Annotated in this window: 19 protein-coding genes and 2 pseudogenes; 14 read left to right on the plus strand and 7 right to left on the minus strand. The window is 57.4% G+C overall.

Annotation, left to right across the window (positions count from 1 at the left end; genetic code table 11):
- On the plus strand, positions 1 to 1,158 hold a 1,158-nt coding region (locus AC2FI8_RS22135; RefSeq protein WP_496780973.1), incomplete at its 5' end, for a calcium-binding protein.
- A 181-nt stretch (positions 1,159 to 1,339) separates the two neighbouring features.
- Here AC2FI8_RS22135 and AC2FI8_RS22140 read toward each other — a convergent pair.
- From AC2FI8_RS22140 to AC2FI8_RS22150, 3 genes are read right to left on the minus strand one after another with little or no spacing between them, the layout of a single operon-like run.
- Positions 1,340 to 1,495: a hypothetical protein gene (locus AC2FI8_RS22140; RefSeq protein WP_496780974.1), complete on the minus strand. Its 156-nt coding sequence runs from the start codon at positions 1,493 to 1,495 to the stop codon at positions 1,340 to 1,342.
- On the minus strand, positions 1,495 to 1,668 hold the full coding sequence (locus AC2FI8_RS22145; RefSeq protein WP_496780975.1) for a hypothetical protein: 174 nt from the start codon (positions 1,666 to 1,668) through the stop codon (positions 1,495 to 1,497). The genes AC2FI8_RS22140 and AC2FI8_RS22145 overlap by 1 nt, the downstream gene beginning before the upstream one ends.
- Entirely contained in the window at positions 1,649 to 1,753 is a 105-nt protein-coding gene (locus AC2FI8_RS22150; protein ID WP_496781008.1) for a hypothetical protein, read from the minus strand. The genes AC2FI8_RS22145 and AC2FI8_RS22150 overlap by 20 nt, the downstream gene beginning before the upstream one ends.
- A gap of 368 nt (positions 1,754 to 2,121) precedes the next feature.
- Here AC2FI8_RS22150 and AC2FI8_RS22155 point away from each other — a divergent pair, with 368 nt between their 5' ends.
- The 5 genes from AC2FI8_RS22155 to AC2FI8_RS22175 all read left to right on the plus strand — a co-directional run bounded on the left by AC2FI8_RS22155 (position 2,122) and on the right by AC2FI8_RS22175 (position 7,734).
- A complete protein-coding gene (locus AC2FI8_RS22155) occupies positions 2,122 to 3,228 on the plus strand; it encodes an NAD-dependent epimerase/dehydratase family protein (RefSeq protein WP_496780976.1) in 1,107 nt (368 codons plus the stop codon).
- Positions 3,229 to 3,492: 264 nt separating this feature from the next.
- Entirely contained in the window at positions 3,493 to 4,509 is a 1,017-nt protein-coding gene (locus AC2FI8_RS22160; protein ID WP_496780977.1) for a lysylphosphatidylglycerol synthase transmembrane domain-containing protein, read from the plus strand.
- Entirely contained in the window at positions 4,496 to 5,527 is a 1,032-nt protein-coding gene (locus AC2FI8_RS22165) for a sulfotransferase family protein (RefSeq protein WP_496780978.1), read from the plus strand. Before AC2FI8_RS22160 ends, AC2FI8_RS22165 begins: the two co-directional genes overlap by 14 nt.
- Positions 5,527 to 6,282, plus strand: coding sequence for an acyltransferase (locus AC2FI8_RS22170; RefSeq protein ID WP_496780979.1), 756 nt, complete (start codon positions 5,527 to 5,529; stop codon positions 6,280 to 6,282). The genes AC2FI8_RS22165 and AC2FI8_RS22170 overlap by 1 nt, the downstream gene beginning before the upstream one ends.
- Before the next feature lie 273 nt (positions 6,283 to 6,555).
- Positions 6,556 to 7,734 (plus strand): NAD-dependent epimerase/dehydratase family protein, encoded by a 1,179-nt coding sequence (locus tag AC2FI8_RS22175; protein WP_496780980.1) that lies wholly within the window; start codon positions 6,556 to 6,558, stop codon positions 7,732 to 7,734.
- Between the two features lie 138 nt (positions 7,735 to 7,872).
- On the opposite strand, the gene AC2FI8_RS22180 is transcribed toward AC2FI8_RS22175, so the two are convergent.
- The gene (locus AC2FI8_RS22180) at positions 7,873 to 9,093 is read right to left on the minus strand and encodes a glycosyltransferase family protein (RefSeq protein WP_496780981.1); all 1,221 of its coding nucleotides are present in this window, start codon (positions 9,091 to 9,093) and stop codon (positions 7,873 to 7,875) included.
- A gap of 226 nt (positions 9,094 to 9,319) precedes the next feature.
- Between AC2FI8_RS22180 and AC2FI8_RS22185 the strand changes: the two genes are divergently transcribed.
- From AC2FI8_RS22185 to AC2FI8_RS22195, 3 genes and pseudogenes are all read left to right on the plus strand, one after another.
- Complete coding sequence (locus AC2FI8_RS22185) at positions 9,320 to 9,535, plus strand: sulfotransferase family 2 domain-containing protein (RefSeq protein WP_496780982.1); 216 nt, start codon at positions 9,320 to 9,322, stop codon at positions 9,533 to 9,535.
- 315 nt (positions 9,536 to 9,850) lie between these two features.
- A complete protein-coding gene (locus AC2FI8_RS22190; protein WP_496780983.1) occupies positions 9,851 to 10,015 on the plus strand; it encodes a hypothetical protein in 165 nt (54 codons plus the stop codon).
- 333 nt (positions 10,016 to 10,348) lie between these two features.
- Positions 10,349 to 11,360, plus strand: a pseudogene (locus tag AC2FI8_RS22195) (IS30 family transposase).
- 176 nt (positions 11,361 to 11,536) lie between these two features.
- On the opposite strand, the pseudogene AC2FI8_RS22200 reads toward AC2FI8_RS22195, so the two are convergent.
- Both AC2FI8_RS22200 and rfbC read right to left on the minus strand, forming a co-directional pair.
- Positions 11,537 to 11,746, minus strand: a pseudogene (locus AC2FI8_RS22200) (GDP-mannose 4,6-dehydratase); the annotation flags it as partial.
- Positions 11,649 to 12,341, minus strand: coding sequence for a dTDP-4-dehydrorhamnose 3,5-epimerase (rfbC, locus tag AC2FI8_RS22205; protein ID WP_496781009.1), 693 nt, complete (start codon positions 12,339 to 12,341; stop codon positions 11,649 to 11,651). The pseudogene AC2FI8_RS22200 and the gene rfbC, both read right to left, overlap by 98 nt.
- A 355-nt stretch (positions 12,342 to 12,696) precedes the next feature.
- Between rfbC and AC2FI8_RS22210 the strand changes: the two genes are divergently transcribed.
- Positions 12,697 to 13,563 carry a sulfotransferase family protein gene (locus AC2FI8_RS22210; RefSeq protein ID WP_496780984.1) on the plus strand — a complete coding sequence of 289 codons (867 nt, stop codon included), beginning with the start codon at positions 12,697 to 12,699 and terminating at the stop codon, positions 13,561 to 13,563.
- A gap of 92 nt (positions 13,564 to 13,655) precedes the next feature.
- Here AC2FI8_RS22210 and AC2FI8_RS22215 read toward each other — a convergent pair whose 3' ends face one another.
- Positions 13,656 to 14,951, minus strand: coding sequence for an NAD(P)/FAD-dependent oxidoreductase (locus AC2FI8_RS22215; protein ID WP_496780985.1), 1,296 nt, complete (start codon positions 14,949 to 14,951; stop codon positions 13,656 to 13,658).
- Between the two features lie 278 nt (positions 14,952 to 15,229).
- Here AC2FI8_RS22215 and AC2FI8_RS22220 point away from each other — a divergent pair, with 278 nt between their 5' ends.
- The 4 genes from AC2FI8_RS22220 to AC2FI8_RS22235 all read left to right on the plus strand — a co-directional run bounded on the left by AC2FI8_RS22220 (position 15,230) and on the right by AC2FI8_RS22235 (position 20,982).
- Positions 15,230 to 15,490: an acyl carrier protein gene (locus AC2FI8_RS22220; protein ID WP_496781010.1), complete on the plus strand. Its 261-nt coding sequence runs from the start codon at positions 15,230 to 15,232 to the stop codon at positions 15,488 to 15,490.
- 74 nt (positions 15,491 to 15,564) lie between these two features.
- A complete protein-coding gene (locus tag AC2FI8_RS22225) occupies positions 15,565 to 17,091 on the plus strand; it encodes an amino acid adenylation domain-containing protein (protein ID WP_496780986.1) in 1,527 nt (508 codons plus the stop codon).
- Complete coding sequence (locus tag AC2FI8_RS22230; RefSeq protein ID WP_496780987.1) at positions 17,072 to 18,220, plus strand: acyl-CoA dehydrogenase family protein; 1,149 nt, start codon at positions 17,072 to 17,074, stop codon at positions 18,218 to 18,220. Before AC2FI8_RS22225 ends, AC2FI8_RS22230 begins: the two co-directional genes overlap by 20 nt.
- Positions 18,220 to 20,982, plus strand: a complete 2,763-nt coding sequence (locus AC2FI8_RS22235) for an SGNH/GDSL hydrolase family protein (protein ID WP_496780988.1) — start codon at positions 18,220 to 18,222, stop codon at positions 20,980 to 20,982. The genes AC2FI8_RS22230 and AC2FI8_RS22235 overlap by 1 nt, the downstream gene beginning before the upstream one ends.
- Positions 20,983 to 21,123 lie beyond the last annotated feature (141 nt).

Below are 21,123 nucleotides of genomic sequence, written 5' to 3' on the forward strand. Positions count from 1 at the left end.
TTGCGGATCGGCATCGCAACCCCGGATGGCGCCTTCAACTTTGTCCTGCTGCCCGGTGTGACCGAAGCCGAATTCCTTGCGGCGGATACGATGATCCTCAATCCCGGCCCGCCGCCCGATACCGGAGACGATGACGGCAACATGTCGCTTTCGGCGCCGGATCTGCTGATCGATGCGACCGAGCTCACATCCGTGCAGATCGACCTGACCGGGCTGGATTTCGATGCGACGGCCGAAGTGACCTTCAGCGCAGGGGGGATCGATATCGTTCAGGCCGCGACTGCCGACGGCCCGATGATCTTCGACCTGACCGGCCTGCCGGATGGCCCGGTGACCTCTTCGGTCACGGCCACCGACGGTTCCGGCAATATGACAACGGTGTCCGGCCCGGTCCTGACACTGGAAACAGCACCGGATCTGTCAGCGGATGCGGATGGCAACCTGACGGTCGTCGCGCCGGACAACCAGATCACCGCCCTCGAAGCGTTGGCGATGACGGTTGACGTCACCGGCATCGATGCGGATGCGACGGCGGTGGTGACGGTGGATGACGGTGTGAACAGCGTGTCCTCGGCGCCGCTGGCCGCTGACGGCAGTGTGGTGCTGGATATCAGCGGGCTTGCGGATGGGATATTGACGCTGGAGGTCACGGCCACGGATGACAATGGCAACATCGCAACCGTCTTCGGCCCGGATATCACCCTGGACAGCACGATCGTGACGCTGCCGGTTCTGATGGGCACCGACGGAAACGACACGCTGACCGATGGCGACAGCGCCACCGAAATCCTCGGCCTGGGCGGGCGCGACAACCTCTACGGCAATGGCGGCAACGACATCCTCGACGGCGGTGCCGGCAAGGACAAGATGACCGGCGGCCTGGGGGCGGACGTGTTCCGGTTCACCTTCGAGACGCTGGACGGCTATCGCGACGAGGTTCTCGATTTCTCGATCGCCGAGGGCGACAAGCTCGACTTCACCCCGATTGCCCAGCATTACGGCTGGGATGAGGCGACGCTGACGGATGCGCTGGTCTTCACTGATATCAGCGCCGGCTTGCGGATCGGCATCGCAACCCCGGATGGCGCCTTCAACTTTGTCCTGCTGCCCGGTGTGACCGAAGCCGAATTCCTCGCGGCCGACGTTTTCAGCCTGTGATGGTCGCCTTCAGCACCCATGCCAAACGCCGGGACCCAGCTTGCTGGGTCCCTAACAAGTAGAGCAAACTGGTAGAGACGAGGGCACTCTGTTCCTTGCCCGCACGAGCCTCGGACAGGGAAACCAGGCCGAGGCTGACACTTGGTCGTGCCGCCCGGCCAGGGCCCCGTCGTAACGGCGCCTACAGAAACAAGAAATCGTCCGCGGCCTGGGCGCTGCTGTCCACACCCAGCAACGTAATGGTCCCATTGCCGGTATCGACGACAGCATCGCCATTGCTATCATTCGCGATGCTCAGGTCGCCAATCCCGGACAGGCCCAGGGCGGTCAGATCCATCACATCGCCACCGGCGGTATCGAAATCGGTGATCCGGTCGCCCCGTGATCGGCTTCGAACACGAAGGTGTCGGCATCCGCGCCCCCGGTCAAAACATCGTTGCCGCGTTCCGCGATCAGCCGGTCCATACCGGCCCCGCCGGTCAGCACGTCATTACCGCCCCCGGTCGCCATTGATGGTGTCGTTGCCGGCACCACCGGTCAGTGTATTGTCACCGTCGTCCCGGTCAGAACCTGATCTTCCGGTGGTTCTGCGGATTCATTGTCATCGCATCGGAACCAATACTCGTAAATATAAGGGATTATATGGCTGACGTAGAAATTATAGAGGCTGGAGAAGCTCTAGGAGAATCCGCCAAATGATGAGTAGTACAATGAAAACACCAATTAAACATACACCAAGACTCCGATACAGAACCTTTGGAGTCTATCATATCGCGCCCAGATTCTGCCGCGCTGCCACCACAGATTGACAAATATCGGCTTCCAACCGAGGATATCTGCCCGAGAATGTCGGTCGGCCTTTTATTGAATGTTACAAGCCGTTCCACCTATAGCCGTCTGCAAATACGGCAGAGCCAAAGTACCAGATTTGAGTCTAACTATTTTGATCCATAGGAGGCTTTGATGACCGGTGAGATGCCGGATACACCCTCGACCGCGCCGCGACTGACCCCGGGTTTCTGGAACGGTCGCAAGGTTCTCGTGACCGGTGCCGCCGGGTTCGCCGGAAGCCATCTGGTGCAAAGTCTGGCCGAGCGGGGGGCGGAGGTCCGCGCCATGCAGCGCCCGGGCGGCAACAAGGTAGAACCTGCCGGAAACGTGACGCCATTCGAGGCGGACATGACCAACCCCGACGATTGCGCGCAGGCGGTCGAGGGAATGGACACGGTGTTCAACGTCGGGGGTCTGTTCCGGCAGCTTGTCGGTGGTCGTACCGCGCTGGAGGCTATTCATATTGGGGCGACCGAGTCTCTCATGCGCGCCGCCAAGGCCGCCGGGGTGCGCCGGTTTGTCCATGTTTCGACCATTGGCGTACACGGGGATGTCAAACGGGGGCCCAGTGGCGAGGACACACCTTTTGGACCAGGTGATGATTATCAGGAGACGAAGCTGGAAGGCGAAACCCTGGCGCGCAAGCTGGGTGAAGAGCTTGGGCTTGAGACCGTCATCATCCGCCCCTGTTCGATCTCGGGGGCCGGAGACGAACGGCTTCTGAAGCTGGCTCTTCCGATTGCCAACCGGAAGTTCGTGATGATCGGGCCGGGCACCACACGGTTCCACATGGTGCATGTCAAGGATCTGTGTCAGGGTTTTCTGCGCGCCGGAGAGGTTCCGGCCGCAGCCGGAGAGACCTTCCTCATCGGGGGTAGTTCAGCCCCAACCCTGAACGAGCTTGCCGCGGATATCGCCGGAATTGTCGGCGTGAAGCCACCGCGGCTGCACATTCCGGTCGGACCGGTCATGCTGGCCGGGCGCATCGTCGAGGCGCTCTGTCTTCCGCTTGGCATCGAGCCGCCGCTGCATCCCCGCCGCGTCGGTTTCTTCACTAAAAACCGTCATTTTGACATTTCCAAGGCCAGGCGCCTGCTTGGGTATGAACCGGCATGCGGCCACATGGAAGCGTTTCGCGAGATCGTGGACTGGTGCCGGCAGACCGGCCGGCTGCCGGAGGCGCTTAGTGGCCCGGACAAAAAGGAGGCCGATACAACTTCTGCCCGATCCGAAACCTAGTTTCCGGTCCTGCCGGGATGGGCGGCAGGTCCTTGTTTCACGGGCTTTATTGGTTTTCACGCTCTGGAATGCCGGATTTTCAGAGCGTCAGCAATTCGGCAGTGTTTTGATGAGTGCTTCTGTCTTTTCCCATATACGGCTTCGATGCCGGCCTGTCATTCGGATCGGCTGCCACACCCGCCGGGACGCGGAATTCGACCGGCTGCGCACTGGATATCCGCTGCGGGGCATGACAGCCCGCCAGATATCTGCCAGGGGGTGGGGATGAAAGACACGACCCCTCAGAAATCACGGTCGTGGCGGCCGGCGCGCCTGATACGCGCCGCGGTGTCGCTGACGCTTCTGACCGCGCTCGCGCTCATGGTGGATTGGCATCATACGGCCAGGCTAGCCTTCGGCGCACGATGGGACTTGATCCTGGCTGCGGTTGTGTGTGTTTTGGCCGCCCGCGTGGCCCTTACCTGGCGTTGGCAATTGCTGCTGATACGCATCGGTCTAAGGCCCCCGTTCGGGGACCTGTTCCGCATCGTGTCCGGCAGCATAGCCTTTGCCGCGTTGCTGCCAAGTTCGCTGGGCACCGACATCGCCCGCGGGACCTTTCTCAGGGCCGGCATGGCCGGAGGACAGGGCGCGCGGGCCTCCGAGGTGGTCGCCAGCATCGCTCTGGATCGCTATGCGGCAACCCTGGGCACCCTGGCCGTGGCCGCTCTGGGGGCCGGTGCCGCAGGTTTTCCAGCAGTGGCCCTTGTCGCCTTCGGCGCAATACTCGCGATCCTTGCGGCGACCTTTGTCATGCTGCGTGGATCCGCCACTGTCATCCGGGTCTTCACGCCCGGCCCGCTGCGACGCTTCAGACCCAAGATCGAAGGCCTTCTGTCGCTGATCCGGCGCCCGGGCATGGTTTCGCGCGGTCTGCTTCCAGGGGTCGCTTTTTCGATGCTGGTCACACTGTTGCGGACCTGTCTTTTTATCTGCTTGTATTATGCGCTCGGTCAGAGCCTTCCTCTCGGACTCGCTTTTTTTGCGATCCCGGTGATGCTCATGGCGCTTATGATTCCGGTGACAATCGGAGGCTTCGGCGTCCGCGAGTGGCTGCTGGTGCTGAGTTTCGAAACCGCGGGCATCATGGCCGAAGTCAGCATCGCCGTCGGTCTTCTCGCCTTTGCAATCCAAACGCTCGTCAGCCTGCCACCGCTGCTGGTTCTGTTGATCCGGCGCCGACCGGCCCCGTCTTCAAAGACTGTTCTCGAAACGGAGAGACATCCCAATGACTGCATCTGAGATCACGACCCCGCGCGCCGACCGGCCCATTCTCATACTGGGCGCCCCGCGCTCGGGTACCTCGTTGATGAGCCGGCTGATCGATGCCCATCCGCGCATAACGATACCGTTCGAGTCGCATCTGTTCTCGCAATGGCTGCCGCGCGCCGAAGGGTACGGAGACCTGTCCTACGAAACAAACCGCCGCGCCCTGGTTCGGGACATCATCGACTTCGGCGTTGTCCATGACTGGGACCCGCGGCCCGTCGAAAACGAAGTGCTAGCCCTGATCGAGACCCCCACTTTCGGCGGTGTCGCCCGTGCGGTGATGGATTGGTGGGCGCGGCAGGAAAGCAAGCCGCGCTGGGGAGAAAAGACCCCCTGGCACCTGCTTTTGCACCGCGAAGTGCGCGCTGCCTGGCCGGACGCGCTGGTCATCCTGCTGCATCGCGATCCTCGTGATGTTTCACTGTCGTGGAAAGAAGCGCGGTTCCACGGCAAGCATGTTCAGCGTTTCGCCGAAAGCTGGGTTCGTCATCAACGGGCCGCGCAGGAGGCAATGCGTGAAATCCCTGAAGACGATCGGATTGTTGTCGCATATGAAGATGTTGTCAGTGATCCGGAAGTGGAGCTCACGCGCATCATGACATTCCTCGGTGAAAGCTATGATCCGCAGCAGCTCCAGTTTCACCACAACAAGACAGCTTATCAGACCGATGCGCGAAACGAGAACCAGCTGCGGCGGCCGATCTCTCAGGACAGCGTCGGGCGCTGGAAAACAGGCCTGAGCGCCCGCGAAATCCGCCTGATCGAAACCGTTGCCACCGACGAGATGCAGCGTCTGGGCTATGTCCCCGCATCCAGTCGGCTTGTGGTTCCGAGCTGGGAGAAAACGATGATCAAATATATCGAGCAGCCGGCAACGCGCCTGCCCGATGTCTTTCGCAATCGCCAGGGCTACACCTATCTCGCCCGCGATCTGGCCTGCAAGATCCGGGGCTATCGCAGAGGCAGGCCGCAAGAGGCGGGAGAAAACTGATGACACTGAATTCCACCCAAGACCCGACAAAGGAAAATGTCGTGGAAACCCTCGGTTCGGGCGGATCGGCATTTCAGAAATACCAAGCGTTCTTTGTGGGGCGATCCAGCTTGGGCGCGTTCTTTCGATATGAATTTACCATGATACTGGCGTCAGGTTTTCGGGGGGCCGCAGGATATGCACTGCGCAAGCAGCTGTATCCGGGTCTTTTTGCAACCGCGGGCCGGGGTATGAATTTTGGCCGTAACATCGCGTTGCGTTGTCCGGCCCGCATGACCATCGGGGACAACGTCACGATAGATGACGGCTGCGCGCTCGATGCGCGCGGAGCCGACAGTTCCGATGATTTTGCAATCGGAGCACGCACATTGATTGCGCGCGGAACCGAACTGGTGGTCAAGGACGGCTATATCCGCATCGGCGCGGATTGCTCGCTGGGCAGCCACTGCACTTTTTCGGCCACGTCGGGTATCGAGATCGGATCCCATGCGATTATTGCCGGACATTGCTATTTCGGCGGCGGCCGCTATCACACCAAACTGGGCGCTGGCCCGATGGTGCGGCAGGGCCTTACGACCAAGGGTCCCGTTGTTCTTGGCGATGATGTGTGGGTCGGCGCAGGCGCACGGATCATAGATGGGGTCCACATTGGCAATGGCGCGATTGTCGGGGCCGGTGCCGTGGTGACAAAAGACGTCCCGGAAAATGCCATCGTCGGAGGGGTCCCCACCCGCGTCATCGCGATGCGGACCTGATTACCGGGATATTGCGCACCCCTGCCGGTTCCGAAAACGTCGCGCCCCTGGTGTCTCTGATGGCCATCGGTCGGTGGTTCTGAGGCGTAATGGCCTCGCACGGACCGTTTTTCCGGGCGGCCCGTCAATCAATCGAGACAAAGATATTATTGCCTCGTGAATGTTTCCATTTTGGGAGCAAGTTAATGTAACCACACGCTATTATTGCACGCAGAGATTAGTTGTCATAGACTGGCAGTGTTTAAGATGTCGGTTTGCCGACAGAGGCTTCAAATGCATATCGAGTACTCAAAAAAGAGTTCCAAAAACACGTCCGTTCTTGTCCTTGGTGGCGACGGATTTTGCGGTTGGCCAACGGCACTTCGCTTTTCTGCACTTGGCGCAAGAGTGGCTATTGCCGACAATGGTTCGCGCCGCAGGATAGATCAGGACCTGGGCACCAGATCTCTTACAAGGATTTCGACCCTGTCTAGGCGAATTCGCGCATGGGAAGAGGAAATCGGCGCCTCTGTCGCTCATCACCAAATCGATCTTGCAACCGATTACCCGGCTTTGTGCGGCCTTCTGAAAGCAGGGCGGCCCGATATCATCATACATTTCGCCGAACAACGGTCTGCTCCCTATTCCATGGCATCTTCTGCCGGGGCGCGTTATTCCGTCGACAACAATATCAGGACCACCCACAATCTGCTGGCGGCCATGACAGAAACCCAAACCGACGCACATCTGATCCATTTGGGAACCATCGGTGTGTACGGTTACAGTACGGCCGGGCTGAAGCTGCCAGAGGGATATCTGAACATCACCGCGCATGGCAGCGACGGGCGGGACGTGGAAACGGAAATCGTTTATCCGGGCGAGCCGGATTCGATCTATCACCTGACCAAATCCCTGGACCAACAGTTGTTTGCGTTTTATGCGCGTTTCCACGGCACCCGGATAACCGATCTGCACCAGGGGATCGTATGGGGGACCCAAACCACCGAAACCCGCCGTGACCCGCGCCTTGTGAACCGCTTCGATCACGATCCGATTTACGGAACGGTCGTGAACCGCTTTATCCTGCAGGGCCTGCAGGGCAAACCCCTGACGGTTTACGGCAGCGGCGAGCAGATGCGGGCCTATATTCACATCGAAGACATGCTGTCGTGCATTACGCTGGCGGCCGAAACTCCACCCGGACATTGTGACCGAGTCCGGATCGTGAACCAGTTTTCCGATATTTGCACGATCAACTCCCTGGCTTCGCTCGTTTCAACGCTGACGGGCGCCGAGATTCAGAAACTGGAGAACCCCCGCCGCGAACCGGAAGGCAACGAATTTGACGTCTCGCGCAATACGCTGGTCGATCTGGGTTTCACCCCGCGCACCTTCGAAAGCACGCTTGCAACCGAGATCGTGGATATTCAGGGATCATGCTGCGACAGCTTGAACCGGATGAGTGTGGCCTGAAGTTTTTCCAAGCTCCGTTCACCGGCGCTGAGCGCACATCTGAGCGCCAAAACAAACGGCATCGGGGCCGTATCCTCTATGGATTGATCGTTAACAGAACCGGGATGGGACCGATCCACAGGATTGGCGGATCCGCAACTAGGACGTTCGCCCCCTGGCAACCACCTGCTCGCGGATCATGTTGAGCATGGCATGCGTATCCCGCCCGTCCTCCAGAAACAGATCCTGGCGGCGCGCCATGATCTCGGCCCGCTCCGACTGGTAGGATGCCGGATCGGTGTCTTCCAGGAACTGGATAATCGCCTCGACATATGGTTCGGGGAAGGCGTGTCCGATCCCGGCCCGTTGCAGCCAGCGGTCCATCTCCCACCCTTCAACGACTAAGGGAACGGCTCCATAAAACCCGCCCTGATACATTCGGCAGGCCAAAAGCAGCGGCGAGTTCCCGAATTCATCGAGAAAATCCAGGCACCACGAGAAATGCACCCTCCCGTATATCTCCTCGAGATCATCCGGGATGGTATATTCGCCGTCATAGGTCCAGTTCGGATGCCGGTTGACGATCTCCAGATATGCTTCAAGCCCGGTTTCGGTCGGGTATCCACGCGTGTAGATTTCGACCTTCGGCCCCAGACGCTCGGCGATCTGTTCGAGCAATGCCATCGACTTGGGACAGCGCAGCGTTCCGAACCAGCCAATTATCCACCGGCCCTTGATGTCCTTCCAGACGCACCCCGCATCGGTTGGCACATCCGGCTTGTCACCGAGCTGTATCTTGTTTTCCAGAACGAAACTCGGGCCCCGGTAGTTCTGGATCGGCTCAAAATATCCATGCAGGAACCCCGGAGACAGCACAACCAAAAGGTCAACATGCCTGAGTGCGCACTGCTCGCTCCATCGGAACAAGCGTCCCAGCAGCGTTTTCCTGAAAAACACCTCCTGAACGTCTTCTACCTCATAGACGATCCGGGCCCCGCTGCCCGTCAGCCACTTGGCAAAGAGTCCCAGCAACAGATGGTCGATTTGCCGAGTGTAAATCACGTTCGCATCGCGCAGGATGTCGCGGTTGCGGACAAGGATCCGCAGGGCCGGCAAAAGGCGCGAGAAACGGTGCAGATATTTCCGGTCGACCGTCTCTCCGAGATGCACGTTATGCCATTCCGGCTGATATCCGGTGTTGAACTTCCGGCGCCGGAAGGTAAAGCCGGTCAGATCGACGCCCTCCCGCAGGAAGGAGCGGATACGCAGGATCAGCGTTGGGTTCGTTGAATCCCCGCCAATATAGACCATTCGAAGATTTTCAGGGGTTTCCCGCACCCGTGTATCAGGACTTGTGCCTGCTCTGATCTCGGCTTTCAATTGTGTACCCCTAATCGAACCTTAAAATCATACCCGCAAATTTTTGAGCGCTGCCAGTGGGTTTTCCTCCAGCCAAAGAAAAATATGTCGCCGAAATCGCACATGGCGTGCTGTGAACCAATATCATGTGGCTGTTGTCCTAGCCAGCCTGCCCCTCAATCCAATCTGAACAGATCGCGCGTGAACAGTTTGCCCCCAACTTGGCCCGGTTCGGGGGTGGCGCGAATTGCCGTCGTCCGCTTGCCACGGTACTCCAGCTTTCGAAAGAGAGCCTCATCCCCCCATTAAGGATTACTGGCGCATTGCGGTGGTCAGAGATCCAGTCAAACGCTTCATTTCCTGCTATTCAAATCGGGGCGGGCACTACAAGGAATTGAGAGTGCGTGCGTTGGAAAAAATCCAGAAATTTTATCAGGGAATTTATGACACATTCACTTTCTGAAAGAACCGCTTTGTTTCAGGCCTCTCTCACATCCCTTCATGATCTATTCGGACCGACCGCCGAATAGTATCGATTGCAATAGGACATCAGAGGATTGCACTGCATGCGCACCCTGTCCGTCGTCAGGGTTTTTGGAGCAGATGGCAGCCTGAGTTAAGAGAGGATCTGGCTCATCTGGTTATCTCTCATATCAACGACGTCCGGGATGATGGGCAAAGCCGCCCACATCTGTCCGCGCTTGCTGATATCGTTGGCAACAGCGATTTCCAGGCATCCGATGGCTATGTTAACGCGTCCAGTCGCTATGTTCGCTACATGCAAGACCATCTGGGCGAAGATGCCTTTGTGATGCTTCAGGAACAGACGACGGATATCCTGAAATCCATCGGCACCATGGAAGGTCTGGCGCGGGCTGGCAGGCACGCTTCACCCGTAAAAGAAATGGAGCTCGGGTCGAATTGGATGGCATATTCCGCTTAAAATTATGGATGGTTTGGGCGGCTTGTTTTGTGAGAGCTTGGAAGAGTGGTGGCACCGCCGTGAGATTTAATCGTCCAGCAGTCGTTCATGACCTGAGCACCGGCATCGGTTCCCAAAGTCGCTGCCAAGAGCAACATCATGGGTCGAGTAGTGTTGAACCGGCATCTGTTTTCGATGAAGCTAGTGGACAAGCAGGTCACTAATTTGCTTTCCAGATTAGGCCAATATTTTTTACATAACCATTCTTATCTCTCACATCTCATATAGCCGGGTGGATTCACAAACGAAGTGCAAATTCTGTATTAAAACAGAATGTTGCACGGAGGCTGATGAATGGGAAGCTGTTACCCTCACCTGAGTTTGGAAGAACGCCGAAAGATCGACAAGTGGCGTGAAGCAAAGATACCAATTCCGGAGATTGCGGATCGTCTCGGTCGTGCCCCGTCCACGATCTACCGGGAACTGAAGCGGAATTACTTCGACGACAAGGAACTTCCCCAGATCAACGGCTACTACGCTGTGACCGCGCAAGGCAAGTATGAGAAGCGTCGTGCCATCCACCGTAAGATGATCGTGCATCCAGAGCTGAAGGCTGCCATCGAAGATCGGCTCAAGGCTGGGTGGTCACCAGAACAGATCGCTGGCCGCATGCGGCTTGAACGTCACCCAATCCGAGTGAGCCACGAGACGATCTATCGCTTTGCCTATTCCAAGGACGGTCGCGACGAACAGTTCTATCGCCATCTGCCTGAACACCGCCATCGACGCAGACCCCGTGGCTATCGCAGGCACAACCGACCCCACATCTTCGACGTACAAAGCCTGTCCCATAGGCCTGAGCGCGTCTCAGAGCGTACGGAGTTCGGCCATTGGGAGTGCGATCTGATGATGTTCCGTAAAAGAGCATGGAAAGGTGAACGTCACCTCTTTGGTCGAACGCGTGAGCCGCTACGCTGTCGTCATGCGCAACGAGGATCGCCAGTCTAAACCGATCATGGAAGCACTGATCCAGGGGCTGGCTCCCCTACCCGCTGATGCACGCCAGTCGATCACCTTCGACCGTGGCACCGAGTTCTCGGCCTGGAAACATCTCAAGGCCGGGATCGGTGCGGACGCGTGGTTCTGCGGCCCGCAAGCGCCGTACCAGAAAGGAACCGTCGAGAATACAAACAACAGGCTGCGAAAGTATCTGCCGAGATCAACTGAACCGACGGCGCTGACAAATCGATATTTGAGGTCGATTTGCCACCGCCTCAATTCTACCCCGCGCAAGTGCCTCGACTATCGAACGCCGGCCGAAGTCTTCGAAAGTAACCTGATGGAAATTCAGAACAGGCTGACGTAAAAGAATAAATCAGAAATTGCGCTTCAACGTGAGTTCACATCGGAGCGCGCCACCCTGAAGCGCGACTCCTATTAGAAAACAATAAGTTATCTAATAGGAGATCATCGCATGGGAGCCGTTTATTCGCAACTCTCGCTTCAAGAACGCCGCAACCGGTCGAGAATGGTGCAAAGGGTCCGGACCAGATGGTCGCTGGCGGCCTTGGAGGCCGAATAGGGCGAGCGCGGGTCATAGGCCGTCTCTTCGGTGAACCTGACTTGCGGATCGGCGGGCAGCGAGCCATAGACTTCATCTGTCGAGATATGGTGAAACCGGAACCCCTCGGGCCGCCCTGCCCCGGTCCAATAGGCCCGCGCCGCCTCGAGCAGCGTGTAGGTTCCCGCCCCTCCGGTCACGATCAGCTTCATGTTTCGGACCCTTCCCAGACAAAGGGCTGTCGAATTCGGCAAGAAACGGCGCCGCGGCGTCCTTGCCGGACGGAGCGGGTTCTGTTTCAATCCTCCAGTCGATCCCGATATTGGGGTCATCGAAGCGCACTGCCCCATCGCTTTCGGGCGCATAGTAATCGGTGCATTTATAGACAACTTCGATATCGGGCGCCCGCGTGACGAACCCGTGCAAAAATCCTTTGGGGACCAGCAGCTGTTTGCCGTTTTCCGCCGTCAGCTCGGTCCCGAACCAATGCCCGTAGGTCGGGCTGCCCTTGCGAATGTCAACGGCCACATCGAACAACGCCCCCCGCCCGCAGCGTACCAGCTTGTCCTGGGCATTCGCAGGCGCCTGGAAATGCAGACCCCGCACCGTCCCCACCAGCTCGGACAACGAGTGGTTGTCCCGCACGAAATCCAGCGCAATGCCATGTTCGCCAAAACCCGCTTGTTGCAGCTTTATCTGAAAAAGCCCAGGGCATCTCCGAACCGGTTTGAGTAAGAATCTTAAAGCCGGAAAGCGGGGTATCTTCGATCTGCATAAGGTCTCAATTGTTGGTAAAAAAAGAAAGTTTGCATTCTATAGCAACCCGTATCGGGTGTGTCATCCGGTTAACGCGAAAACGCAATGGTTGATCAAAAAGGCGCCTCTCTCCGGCGCCATCCACAGTGATAGATGGGTATGAAGTGTCTCCTTGATTGGCCATCAAACCAAACGGTGGTAAGACTGTATGAGCTAACCGCAATCATGTTGGTCCAACAGAAATTTCCACCTTTTCCTATTTTTCGGCACTTTCGTTCACCATAATCATTCACAAGGGCAACAATGACTGCAAACGTGACATCGCTACGCTCGGCTTTTCCGGCAAGGTCAGGTTTGCGAAATCCTCAATCTATGGAGCCATCGTGTGAGTGAAGGAATTCTGCCGGATGTGATTGTTATCGGCGCAATGAAATCCGGCACAACCAGCCTGTATGAATATATGGCGGGCCATGAACAGATCGGGGTTTCTTCGGAAAAGGAAACCGATTTCTTCGTCGCCGAAAAGAACTGGAAACGCGGCTTTGGTTGGTATCACGGCCAGTTTCAGCCCGGTTTCAGGCTCTATGCCGAAGCCTCTCCGAACTACACCAAACGCAAGCTCTTTTCCGGAGTACCCGAGCGCATCGCAGAGGCGATCCCGAACTGCAAGTTCCTCTTTCTGGCGCGTGATCCGGTCGAACGCGCCGAAAGCCAGTACCGCCATGCCGCGCTGAGTGGGATCAACGTGGCGAAGGTGAAGGATCTTCCGGGGTCACACACCCTGCAACACCTGGTGGATGCAAGTTGCTATGCCCGTCAGCTTGCCCCCTATCTCGCGCTTTTTCCTCGCGAGAATTTTCTGCTTCTTCAATTCGAAGATCTGGTTCGGGACCCCGCCCCCACTCTGGGCAAAGTGTCCGCCTTTCTGGGCATCCGCGACGAATGGCCCGCCCCGGAGACAATCGCTACAAACTCTGCCGAAACCCTGTCACGCCTGCCGCGTTGGGTGTTCAGCTTTCGCGAGACACGCTTGGCATCGGCCCTGAAACGCCGGCTTCGGCGAAAAATGGTCTCGGACCTCAAGGCCCTGGTGAGCAAAGGGGCACGCAAACGCACGGCCGAACCATTCAGTGATGAAATAAGAAATTTGATCGCCGATTGGGTTAAGGACGACCAGAAGAGATTTGCGGCGCTGCAGGCAGAATTGTCTACCCCGCCCCGCAACATGCAGGACAGGGCATTTTGCGTTTGATCGGCTGGCACCAGATGCCAGTGCCGGCCCCGCCTATCCGGCGGAGCCATGTTTCGCCGGCCTCTATGGCCACGGGCTAGGCCGGATCGAGATCAGCGGCTTACAGCAATCTGGTGAAGCTCATGGATGTCGATGTTGGGATCCAGCGCCTTTTTCAGGATGTGCGCATCGTTCTTTTCGACAGCATCGATGTATTCACGCATCGAATCGAGCACCGGAACTTCTTGCCGGTCGTATACTTCGCCCTGCAGAAGTTGCAGCACCTGGTGACGGTGATCCTCTGAATCGATGAACCAGGTGAACAGCGGCAGCAATTTGTAATAAAGCGAAATGAACTCGTACCAGATCGTTGTGCCGCGCCTTAGCCGCTGCTCATACGGCTTGAACCTGGCTTCGCTCAGATCATTTTCGGCAAGCCCCTCAATGATCACCTCTGAGGCGAACTTGGCGCTCGACAGCGCGACGGACACCCCGGACGAGAAGATCGGGTCGACGAACCGTGCCGCGTCGCCGATCATCAGGAAGCCATCACCGCAGAAGCTGTCCATGCAATAGCTGTACTCGGCCTCGACGGTGAACTCGTTTATGCGCTCGGCATCTCGCATCGCGTTCTTGATATCCGGGGCCGAATTGGCAAGATCATAGAACCAGGCCGACCGGTCCTGGTGCGATTTGTCAAAGGCGTGTTTTTCGGCAACCGCCCCCATCGAGGTGATTTCGTCGGTGATGGGTATCTGCCAGACCCAGCCCCGCTCAACAGGCAGGAAGTGGATATGGATATCATCGCGCACGTCCTCAGAACCCCGGTCGATGTTCTTGAACCAGGCATGCACCGCAAACTGGTTGAACTGTGGATCGGGTTTCTTCCGCTTTAGCTGATTGCCAAGCAGTGTGTGGCGCCCCGACGCGTCAACGACAACTTTGGCTGGAACAAACATCTCCTGACCGGCGATATCGACCTTAACGCCAATGGCCCGGTTGCCCTCAAACACGACTTCGCGCACCCGGGTCCCCTGATAGGTTTTGGCGCCGAACTTCTCAGCATGCTTAAAGAGCAGCATGTCGAATTTTTGCCGGTCGACGTGATACGTGTAGTCTTGGTTTACTCCGGGCTGCGGAAACTCTTTGAACAGGATATGTGCCGTGGCAAGACGCTGCGGGGGATGCCAGGCCGCACCGTATTTTTTTGGAAAATTCTCACGCTCCATGACCTCGAGGAAATCGATTTCATCGAAGATTCGGGTGGTCGACGTTACGAGCGACTCCCCCACATGCGGGCGCGGATGCACCGCGCCTTCAAAAATGACGTTCTTGATACCCGCCTTAGAAAGGAAACACGATAGAACAGACCCGCCTGGCCCACCACCAATAATAATTACGTCATACATTCCGAGCTCCCCGTTAATCGTTAAAAAAAAATGCGGTTGCCGCTATGTTAGCTAAGCTCACGAATTACGCAGATGTTCGTACCTAGCAGAAATGTTGACCTAACTCACGTCAACGAATGATACCGCCACCAGGGATAAGTCCCGGACCCGGCCGGATTTCGTTTTTTTTTGCGATCCGACAATTCTTCGTTACGCTGGACCACACTATTTTCGAGCGCCGCTTCAATGGATTCGGGTGGTAGGTCAATACTCTTGAGGAAAGGTTAATTGTAGGTGTGATGGATTCCGATAGCATCAAAAGCCAGATCAAGTCATTCATATTGAATGAGTTTTTACCAGGCGAAAAGGAGGAGAATCTGACCGACGACATCGGGCTGATCTCTGAAGGCATTGTCGATTCGATGGGGGCGCTGAAACTGGTGTCGTTCCTCGAAGAGACGTTCAACATTTCAATTCCAGCGCATGAAGTGGATGCAGAACATCTCGACCGGCTTGATCTGATTTTGGAAACAATTTCTCAGAACAGGAAGAATAGTTGACGAATTGACTGCGGCGCGGGTGACGGGGCGCGGCAAAAGATTTTTTTGGGGGATTAAATTGGGGGGATAGTGCAATGCCCGGTCTTGCCGAATTTCTGGCGGCATCCGCCGCGCGTTTCCCGGACCGCATCTGCATGATCGAACGCGGTGGGCGGTCGGTTACCTATGGCGAGTTCGAGGGTCTTTCAGCAACCGTTGCCACACGGCTCGGCGCGCTCGGAATCGGACCAGGAGACAGGGTTGGAATTGCCGCTCCGAAATCGATCGACACGATAGCCGCCTTGTTTGGCATCCTTCGCGCCGGAGCATGCTATGTTCCGGTGGATCCCACAGCCCCCCTACGCCGGTCCGCCGGAATTTTCGCCAATTGCCAAGTGCGCCATATCCTGGCCGCTCCGTCCATCTCCGGGGATCTGTTCAACGAGATATGTGACGAACACCCGGTCGAGGCAGGTGACGCGCTTTTGTCCTTCAACGTGGCATCGGCCACCGGCCCCTGCGCGCCTGGAGATCCGGATACGGCCTATATTCTCTACACCTCGGGCTCGACCGGGGTACCCAAGGGCGTCGTACACAGCCATGACTCGGCGGCGGCGTTCGTCGACTGGTGCAGCGAGATGTTCTCGCCGACCGAACAGGATCGCTTCAGCTCACACGCGCCGATCCATTTCGACCTTTCGATCCTCGATCTGTATGTCTCGATCAAGCATGGCGCGGCGGTTCGCCTGATAGATGCGGCCGAAGCGCGCCAGCCCGGAGAGTTGAGCCGACTGGTCGAGGATGAGCGGCTGACGATCTGGTATTCGACCCCCACAATTCTGCGCGCCATGATCAGCGAAGGCGGTCTCGCCGAGACCGACGTGTCGTCCTTGCGTGTCGTCTGTTTCGCCGGCGAAGTCTACCCGACCAAACATTTGAAAATCCTGAGCCGCACGATCACATCCGCCCAACTCTTCAATCTCTATGGCCCGACAGAAACCAATGTCTGCACCTATTTTCACCTGAGCGACGCAGAAGCCTTGAAGGATGACGAGACCATTCCGATCGGATACGCCGCATCAGGCGACAGCTATGTGATCGCGGATGAAGATGGCAGGCCGCTTCCCAACGGAGAACGCGGCGAATTGCTGATTGCCGGTCCTTCCGTGATGCGCGGCTATTGGAATCTTCCCGAGCGCAACGCGGAATGCTTCGTCCAGACCGAAGGTGGCACATGGTATCGGACAGGCGACGTCGTGCACGAAAGAGCCGACGGAGCCTTGATCTATTCCGGGCGCCAGGACCGCATGGTCAAACGGCGCGGCTATCGCATCGAACTTGGGGAAGTCGAGGCGGCGATGCTGCGCCACGATCTGACTGAACAGGTCGCGGCGGTCGCGGTGACGGACGGGGATGGGGAAGTCCAGATCGTTGTGTTCCTGGAGTGGCGGGAAGACCAGGCCCCTTCGATTATCCAACTGAAGCGCTTCGCCGCGGCGAATTTGGCCATGTACATGGTGCCGGACCGGTTTCAGGCCGTCGACCACATCCCCCAGACATCAACGGACAAAACTGATTTTCAGAAATTGAAGGAATTAGCACGTGGACTTTTCAAAAACTGAGGATCAGCGTCAACTCTGCGACGGGATCGTCAGATTTGCCCAGCAAGAGCTAACCCCCGGCGCCGAAGCCCGGGACGAGACCCACAGTTTCCCGAGAGATCTGTGGAAGAAATGCGGCGAGATGGGTTTGACCGGTCTACCGGTGCCGCAGGAATACGGCGGCGCGGGCCTCGATGCCCTGACAACAGCGATGGCGCTCGAAGCGCTGGGATATGGATGTGAGGACTCGGGGCTGGTCTTCAGCCTTTGCGCACATAATCTGGCCTGCGTCGTGCCGGTCATGCTGCATGGCACCGAGGATCAGAAGGCCAGATATCTTCCCGGCCTGTCCTCCGGCGACCTGATCGCGGTCAACGCGATGACCGAACCTGAAGGGGGATCGGACGCGTTCAACATGCGATCGCGCGCAACCCGGGTCGATAATGAGTTTGTTATCCATGGCACCAAGGTTTTCGGGTCAAACGCGCCGGTGGCCGATCTGATCCTGGTTTATGCGGCAAACGACCCGGACAAGGGGTTCATGGGGGGCGTGACCGGGTTTCTGCTCGACCATGGCACACCGGGCCTGTCGCGCGGTCAGACCTTTAACAAAATGGGATTGCGGACCAGTCCGATCGGCGAGCTAGTTTTCGACGACGTGAGAGCTGGCCCGGACAAGATACTCGGCAAGCTGGGCGGTGGCGGCCCGGTTTTTGCGCAATCCATGGAATGGGAACGGATTTGCCTGGTTGCGGCCCATGTCGGGCACATGCAGCGCCTGATCGAACGCACGGTCGATTACGCCAAGACCCGCAAGACCTTCGGCAAGCGGATCGGCGACTATCAGGCGGTATCGCATCGGATTGCCGACATGAAAGTGCGACTGGAGGCGTCGCGGCTGCTCGTCTATCACGCAGCCTCGATGCTTGATACGGGCAAGGGTGTCGGTCTGCATGCGGCCGTCACCAAGCTCTATGTCAGCGAAGCCGTGGTGAAAACCGCGCTCGATGCGCTGCAGCTGTTCGGTGGCAGCGGCTATATGGTGGAAGTTGGTCTGGAACGTTCGGTGCGGGATGTTCTTGCTGCGCCGATCTATTCCGGAACCTCTGAAATGCAGCGCAACATTATCGCGAATTGGTTAGGTCTGTGATGTCGAATATCAATTACGAAGCCAACGAGGATGGACCCGGTCTGAAACTGACCCGGGAGACCTGGACGAAACTGTTGATTGCGGCACTGGGGGTCGGTGGCGCTGCGCTGTGTGCCTTGGCACTGACACGCGGGTATTTCACCGGTCGTTGGCAATACGGCGCCCTTCGCTGGGCTTTGTTGGCTGGCGGCTCCGGGGCCGTTCTGCTGGCGACACTGATCAAATATAACCTGTCCGGAAATCTGGCCGCCGGTTTGCGTTTTGCCGGGATCGCGGCGCAGGTCGCCCTCCTCTATCTGGTATTCAACGGCTACGAACTGGAAAGCGCGGTTTTCCGCGATTTGCTTTTGCCGGCCGTTTTGACCGGTTTCATTGCCAACCACTTCATGCCCGATACGTTGCGCCCCACCTTCTTTCTCGCTTTGTCGCTGGGGGTGATGTTTGCGATATTCGGGTGGATGGACGGGACGCTCATGCTGGTCATGGGATTGTTGCTGTTTGGAATCTGCCATTTGCCAACTGCAATGTGGATTCGTGTGGCCTTGCTTTTCGGCGTGGCCATCGCCCTTGGTCTTGTGCGGGCAGGCGTAGTCCAGGCGGATCGTCTGGGTACGATTTTACCGATCCTGAGTTCGATCTTCATGTTTCGGCTCGTGATCTACCTTTACGACCTCCATAATGGCAAAGGACCGAAATCCCCGGCGATGCATCTGTCGTATTTCTTCATGCTGCCGAATTTCGCTTTTCCATTTTTCCCGTTGGTTGATTTTTCCAACTGGGGCCGGTCTTTCCAGTCGGTTGCGGAACTCGAGACCTACCAGCGCGGCGCGATGTGGCTATTGGTCGGAATTGTTCACCTGCTGCTGTACCGGGTGGTAAATTACTATCTCGCGATCGATCCCGGCGACGTTACGGGATTTTGGAGTTTCCTCTATTACGCGATTATGAACTTCGGATTGTATCTGAAGATCTCCGGCCTGTTTCACACTATTCTGGGAACGCTGTTTCTGTTCGGCTTCGCGTTGCCCGAAACGCATATCAGGTACTATTTTTCGAACAGCTTCATCGATTTTTGGCGGCGCATTAATATCTACTGGAAAGACTTCATGCAGAAGACCGTTTTCAATCCGGTTTTCGTATGGCTCAAGCACCGTGGTCTGACACATTTGAATGCCGTGATCGTAGCTATCACCCTGGTGTTCGTGATCACCTGGGCCTTGCATGCCTATCAGTGGTTCTGGCTATTGGGGACGCTGCTGTTTACAGTACCAGATGTCTTGTTCTGGGCGTTGCTCGGGGTGCTGCTGATCGTGCAAACCATCGACGAGGCGCGCCCCGTAAAACCGGGTTCGGTGGCCTATATTGGACCGCGAACGCTGCTTGTCATCCGCACGCTAGCGACAATGCTGACAGTTGTAATCCTGTGGTCGCTCTGGAGCAGCGAGACGATGGAAGAGTGGCTTTCGTTGATTGCCGTTGCCGGAGTGCCCCTTCTGAAGGACTCGGCCTCCTGGACCGTCGCAAATATTTTGCTTTCGGCAGGGTTCCTGGCCTTCCTCTTCGTGCTCCTCGCCATCACGATGGGATTCACTTTTGGCCTGGCACCACCAGGCTCGCACCCAAAACCCAGTCCACTTAGGGGTCGCAGAAAAGCCTATCCGCTGGACAGAACCGCAACCATCGTCGCGGTGAGTGCTGGAGCCCTGATGTTTTTGCAATTGCCGCAGATCTACAATGAGCTTCCCCGCAGCGGGGCCCTTTTTGTCGCCGACATGGGAGCCTCGAGGCTTTCGGCCCGCGATCAAGAACAGCTTCAGCGTGGCTATTACGAAAACCTGACAGATTCCAAGGTGATTAACTCCGAACTTTGGCAGCTTCAGAGCCAGCGGGGTGAAGACTGGCGGAGGCTGACTGAGTCAGAAGGCGGGATGCCGGTGGACGATTTCCGTGGAACCGTGTTGCGCCCAAATTTTGTGTTCCAGTTCAAGGGCAGCGTGGTGTCCACCAACAGCCTGGGCCTGCGGGACAGGGAATACACGGTCGAAAAGCCATCCGGTGTCGTCCGCATCGGCCTGATCGGAGCGTCGCGGGGTATGGGCTATGGGGTCACGGATGAAAAAACCTTTGAGAACATCATCGAGGACCGTCTTAACGCAGACGGCTCTGTCCCGATCGAGATGTGGAACTTCTCGGTCGGTGGCTACCGGGCGGTCGACAAGGCGGTGCTGTTCAAAGAAGATGCTCTGCCGATGTCCTTGGATGCGGTCATTTTCATAGCACATGAAACCGATCTCCAGGTTCGGCCAAAGATCGTCGATTTCTATGAACGAGAAAATCTTCCTTTTGATTCTCTCGGTCCAATCCTGGCGAAGGCCGGTGTCCATTCCGGGATGAGCAAGGAGGAACTTTGGCGCAGATTGGGTGAGGTCGCGGAGGATATCAACGGCCAGACCTACCAATGGGTGGCCGATGCGGCCCGAGACGCCGGAATCATTCCCATCTGGATGTTCCTGCCTACGACGACGGCTTACTCCGAGCCCCCCGACGAGGCCGTGGTTTTGCGCCACCTCGCCGAGAAGGCTGGGTTCGAAATCATTGACCTTCACGATCTCTATAACAACGTGGATCCCCTGGACTACTGGGTGCGGCCGTGGGACGACCATCCGAACGCTGCTGGCCACCGGTTAATTGCCGACCGGCTTGAGCTCGAACTGAAAGAGATCCCGCCCATCAAGAGGCTGTTGTCGGGGTCTACCCCCTGATCATCTGAATGATCCGCTTGGCAACGCATCCGGTTTTCGTGAGGCCGTCCATTGGGTGGGCAGAATCTACACAAAACCGGATGGCGTCAAAGGCTATCAAGCCGATGGGGTCAGCTTAGTTTCACCGTCCCTCTTCAACAA

It is taken from the genome of Ruegeria sp. CDSB029 (genome assembly GCF_059611125.1).

Bases quoted from the DNA above. Each gene is read 5' to 3' on its own strand.
- AC2FI8_RS22160 (WP_496780977.1), top strand. From the start codon at position 3,493: ATGAAAGACACGACCCCTCAGAAATCACGGTCGTGGCGGCCGGCGCGC.
- AC2FI8_RS22175 (WP_496780980.1), top strand. From the start codon at position 6,556: ATGCATATCGAGTACTCAAAAAAGAGTTCCAAAAACACGTCCGTTCTT.
- AC2FI8_RS22165 (WP_496780978.1), top strand. From the start codon at position 4,496: ATGACTGCATCTGAGATCACGACCCCGCGCGCCGACCGGCCCATTCTC.
- AC2FI8_RS22155 (WP_496780976.1), top strand. From the start codon at position 2,122: ATGACCGGTGAGATGCCGGATACACCCTCGACCGCGCCGCGACTGACC.
- AC2FI8_RS22190 (WP_496780983.1), top strand. From the start codon at position 9,851: ATGCAAGACCATCTGGGCGAAGATGCCTTTGTGATGCTTCAGGAACAG.
- AC2FI8_RS22140 (WP_496780974.1), bottom strand. From the start codon at position 1,495: ATGGATCTGACCGCCCTGGGCCTGTCCGGGATTGGCGACCTGAGCATC.
- AC2FI8_RS22170 (WP_496780979.1), top strand. From the start codon at position 5,527: ATGACACTGAATTCCACCCAAGACCCGACAAAGGAAAATGTCGTGGAA.
- AC2FI8_RS22215 (WP_496780985.1), bottom strand. From the start codon at position 14,951: ATGTATGACGTAATTATTATTGGTGGTGGGCCAGGCGGGTCTGTTCTA.
- AC2FI8_RS22145 (WP_496780975.1), bottom strand. From the start codon at position 1,668: ATGGCGACCGGGGGCGGTAATGACGTGCTGACCGGCGGGGCCGGTATG.
- AC2FI8_RS22225 (WP_496780986.1), top strand. From the start codon at position 15,565: ATGCCCGGTCTTGCCGAATTTCTGGCGGCATCCGCCGCGCGTTTCCCG.
- AC2FI8_RS22235 (WP_496780988.1), top strand. From the start codon at position 18,220: ATGTCGAATATCAATTACGAAGCCAACGAGGATGGACCCGGTCTGAAA.
- AC2FI8_RS22220 (WP_496781010.1), top strand. From the start codon at position 15,230: ATGGATTCCGATAGCATCAAAAGCCAGATCAAGTCATTCATATTGAAT.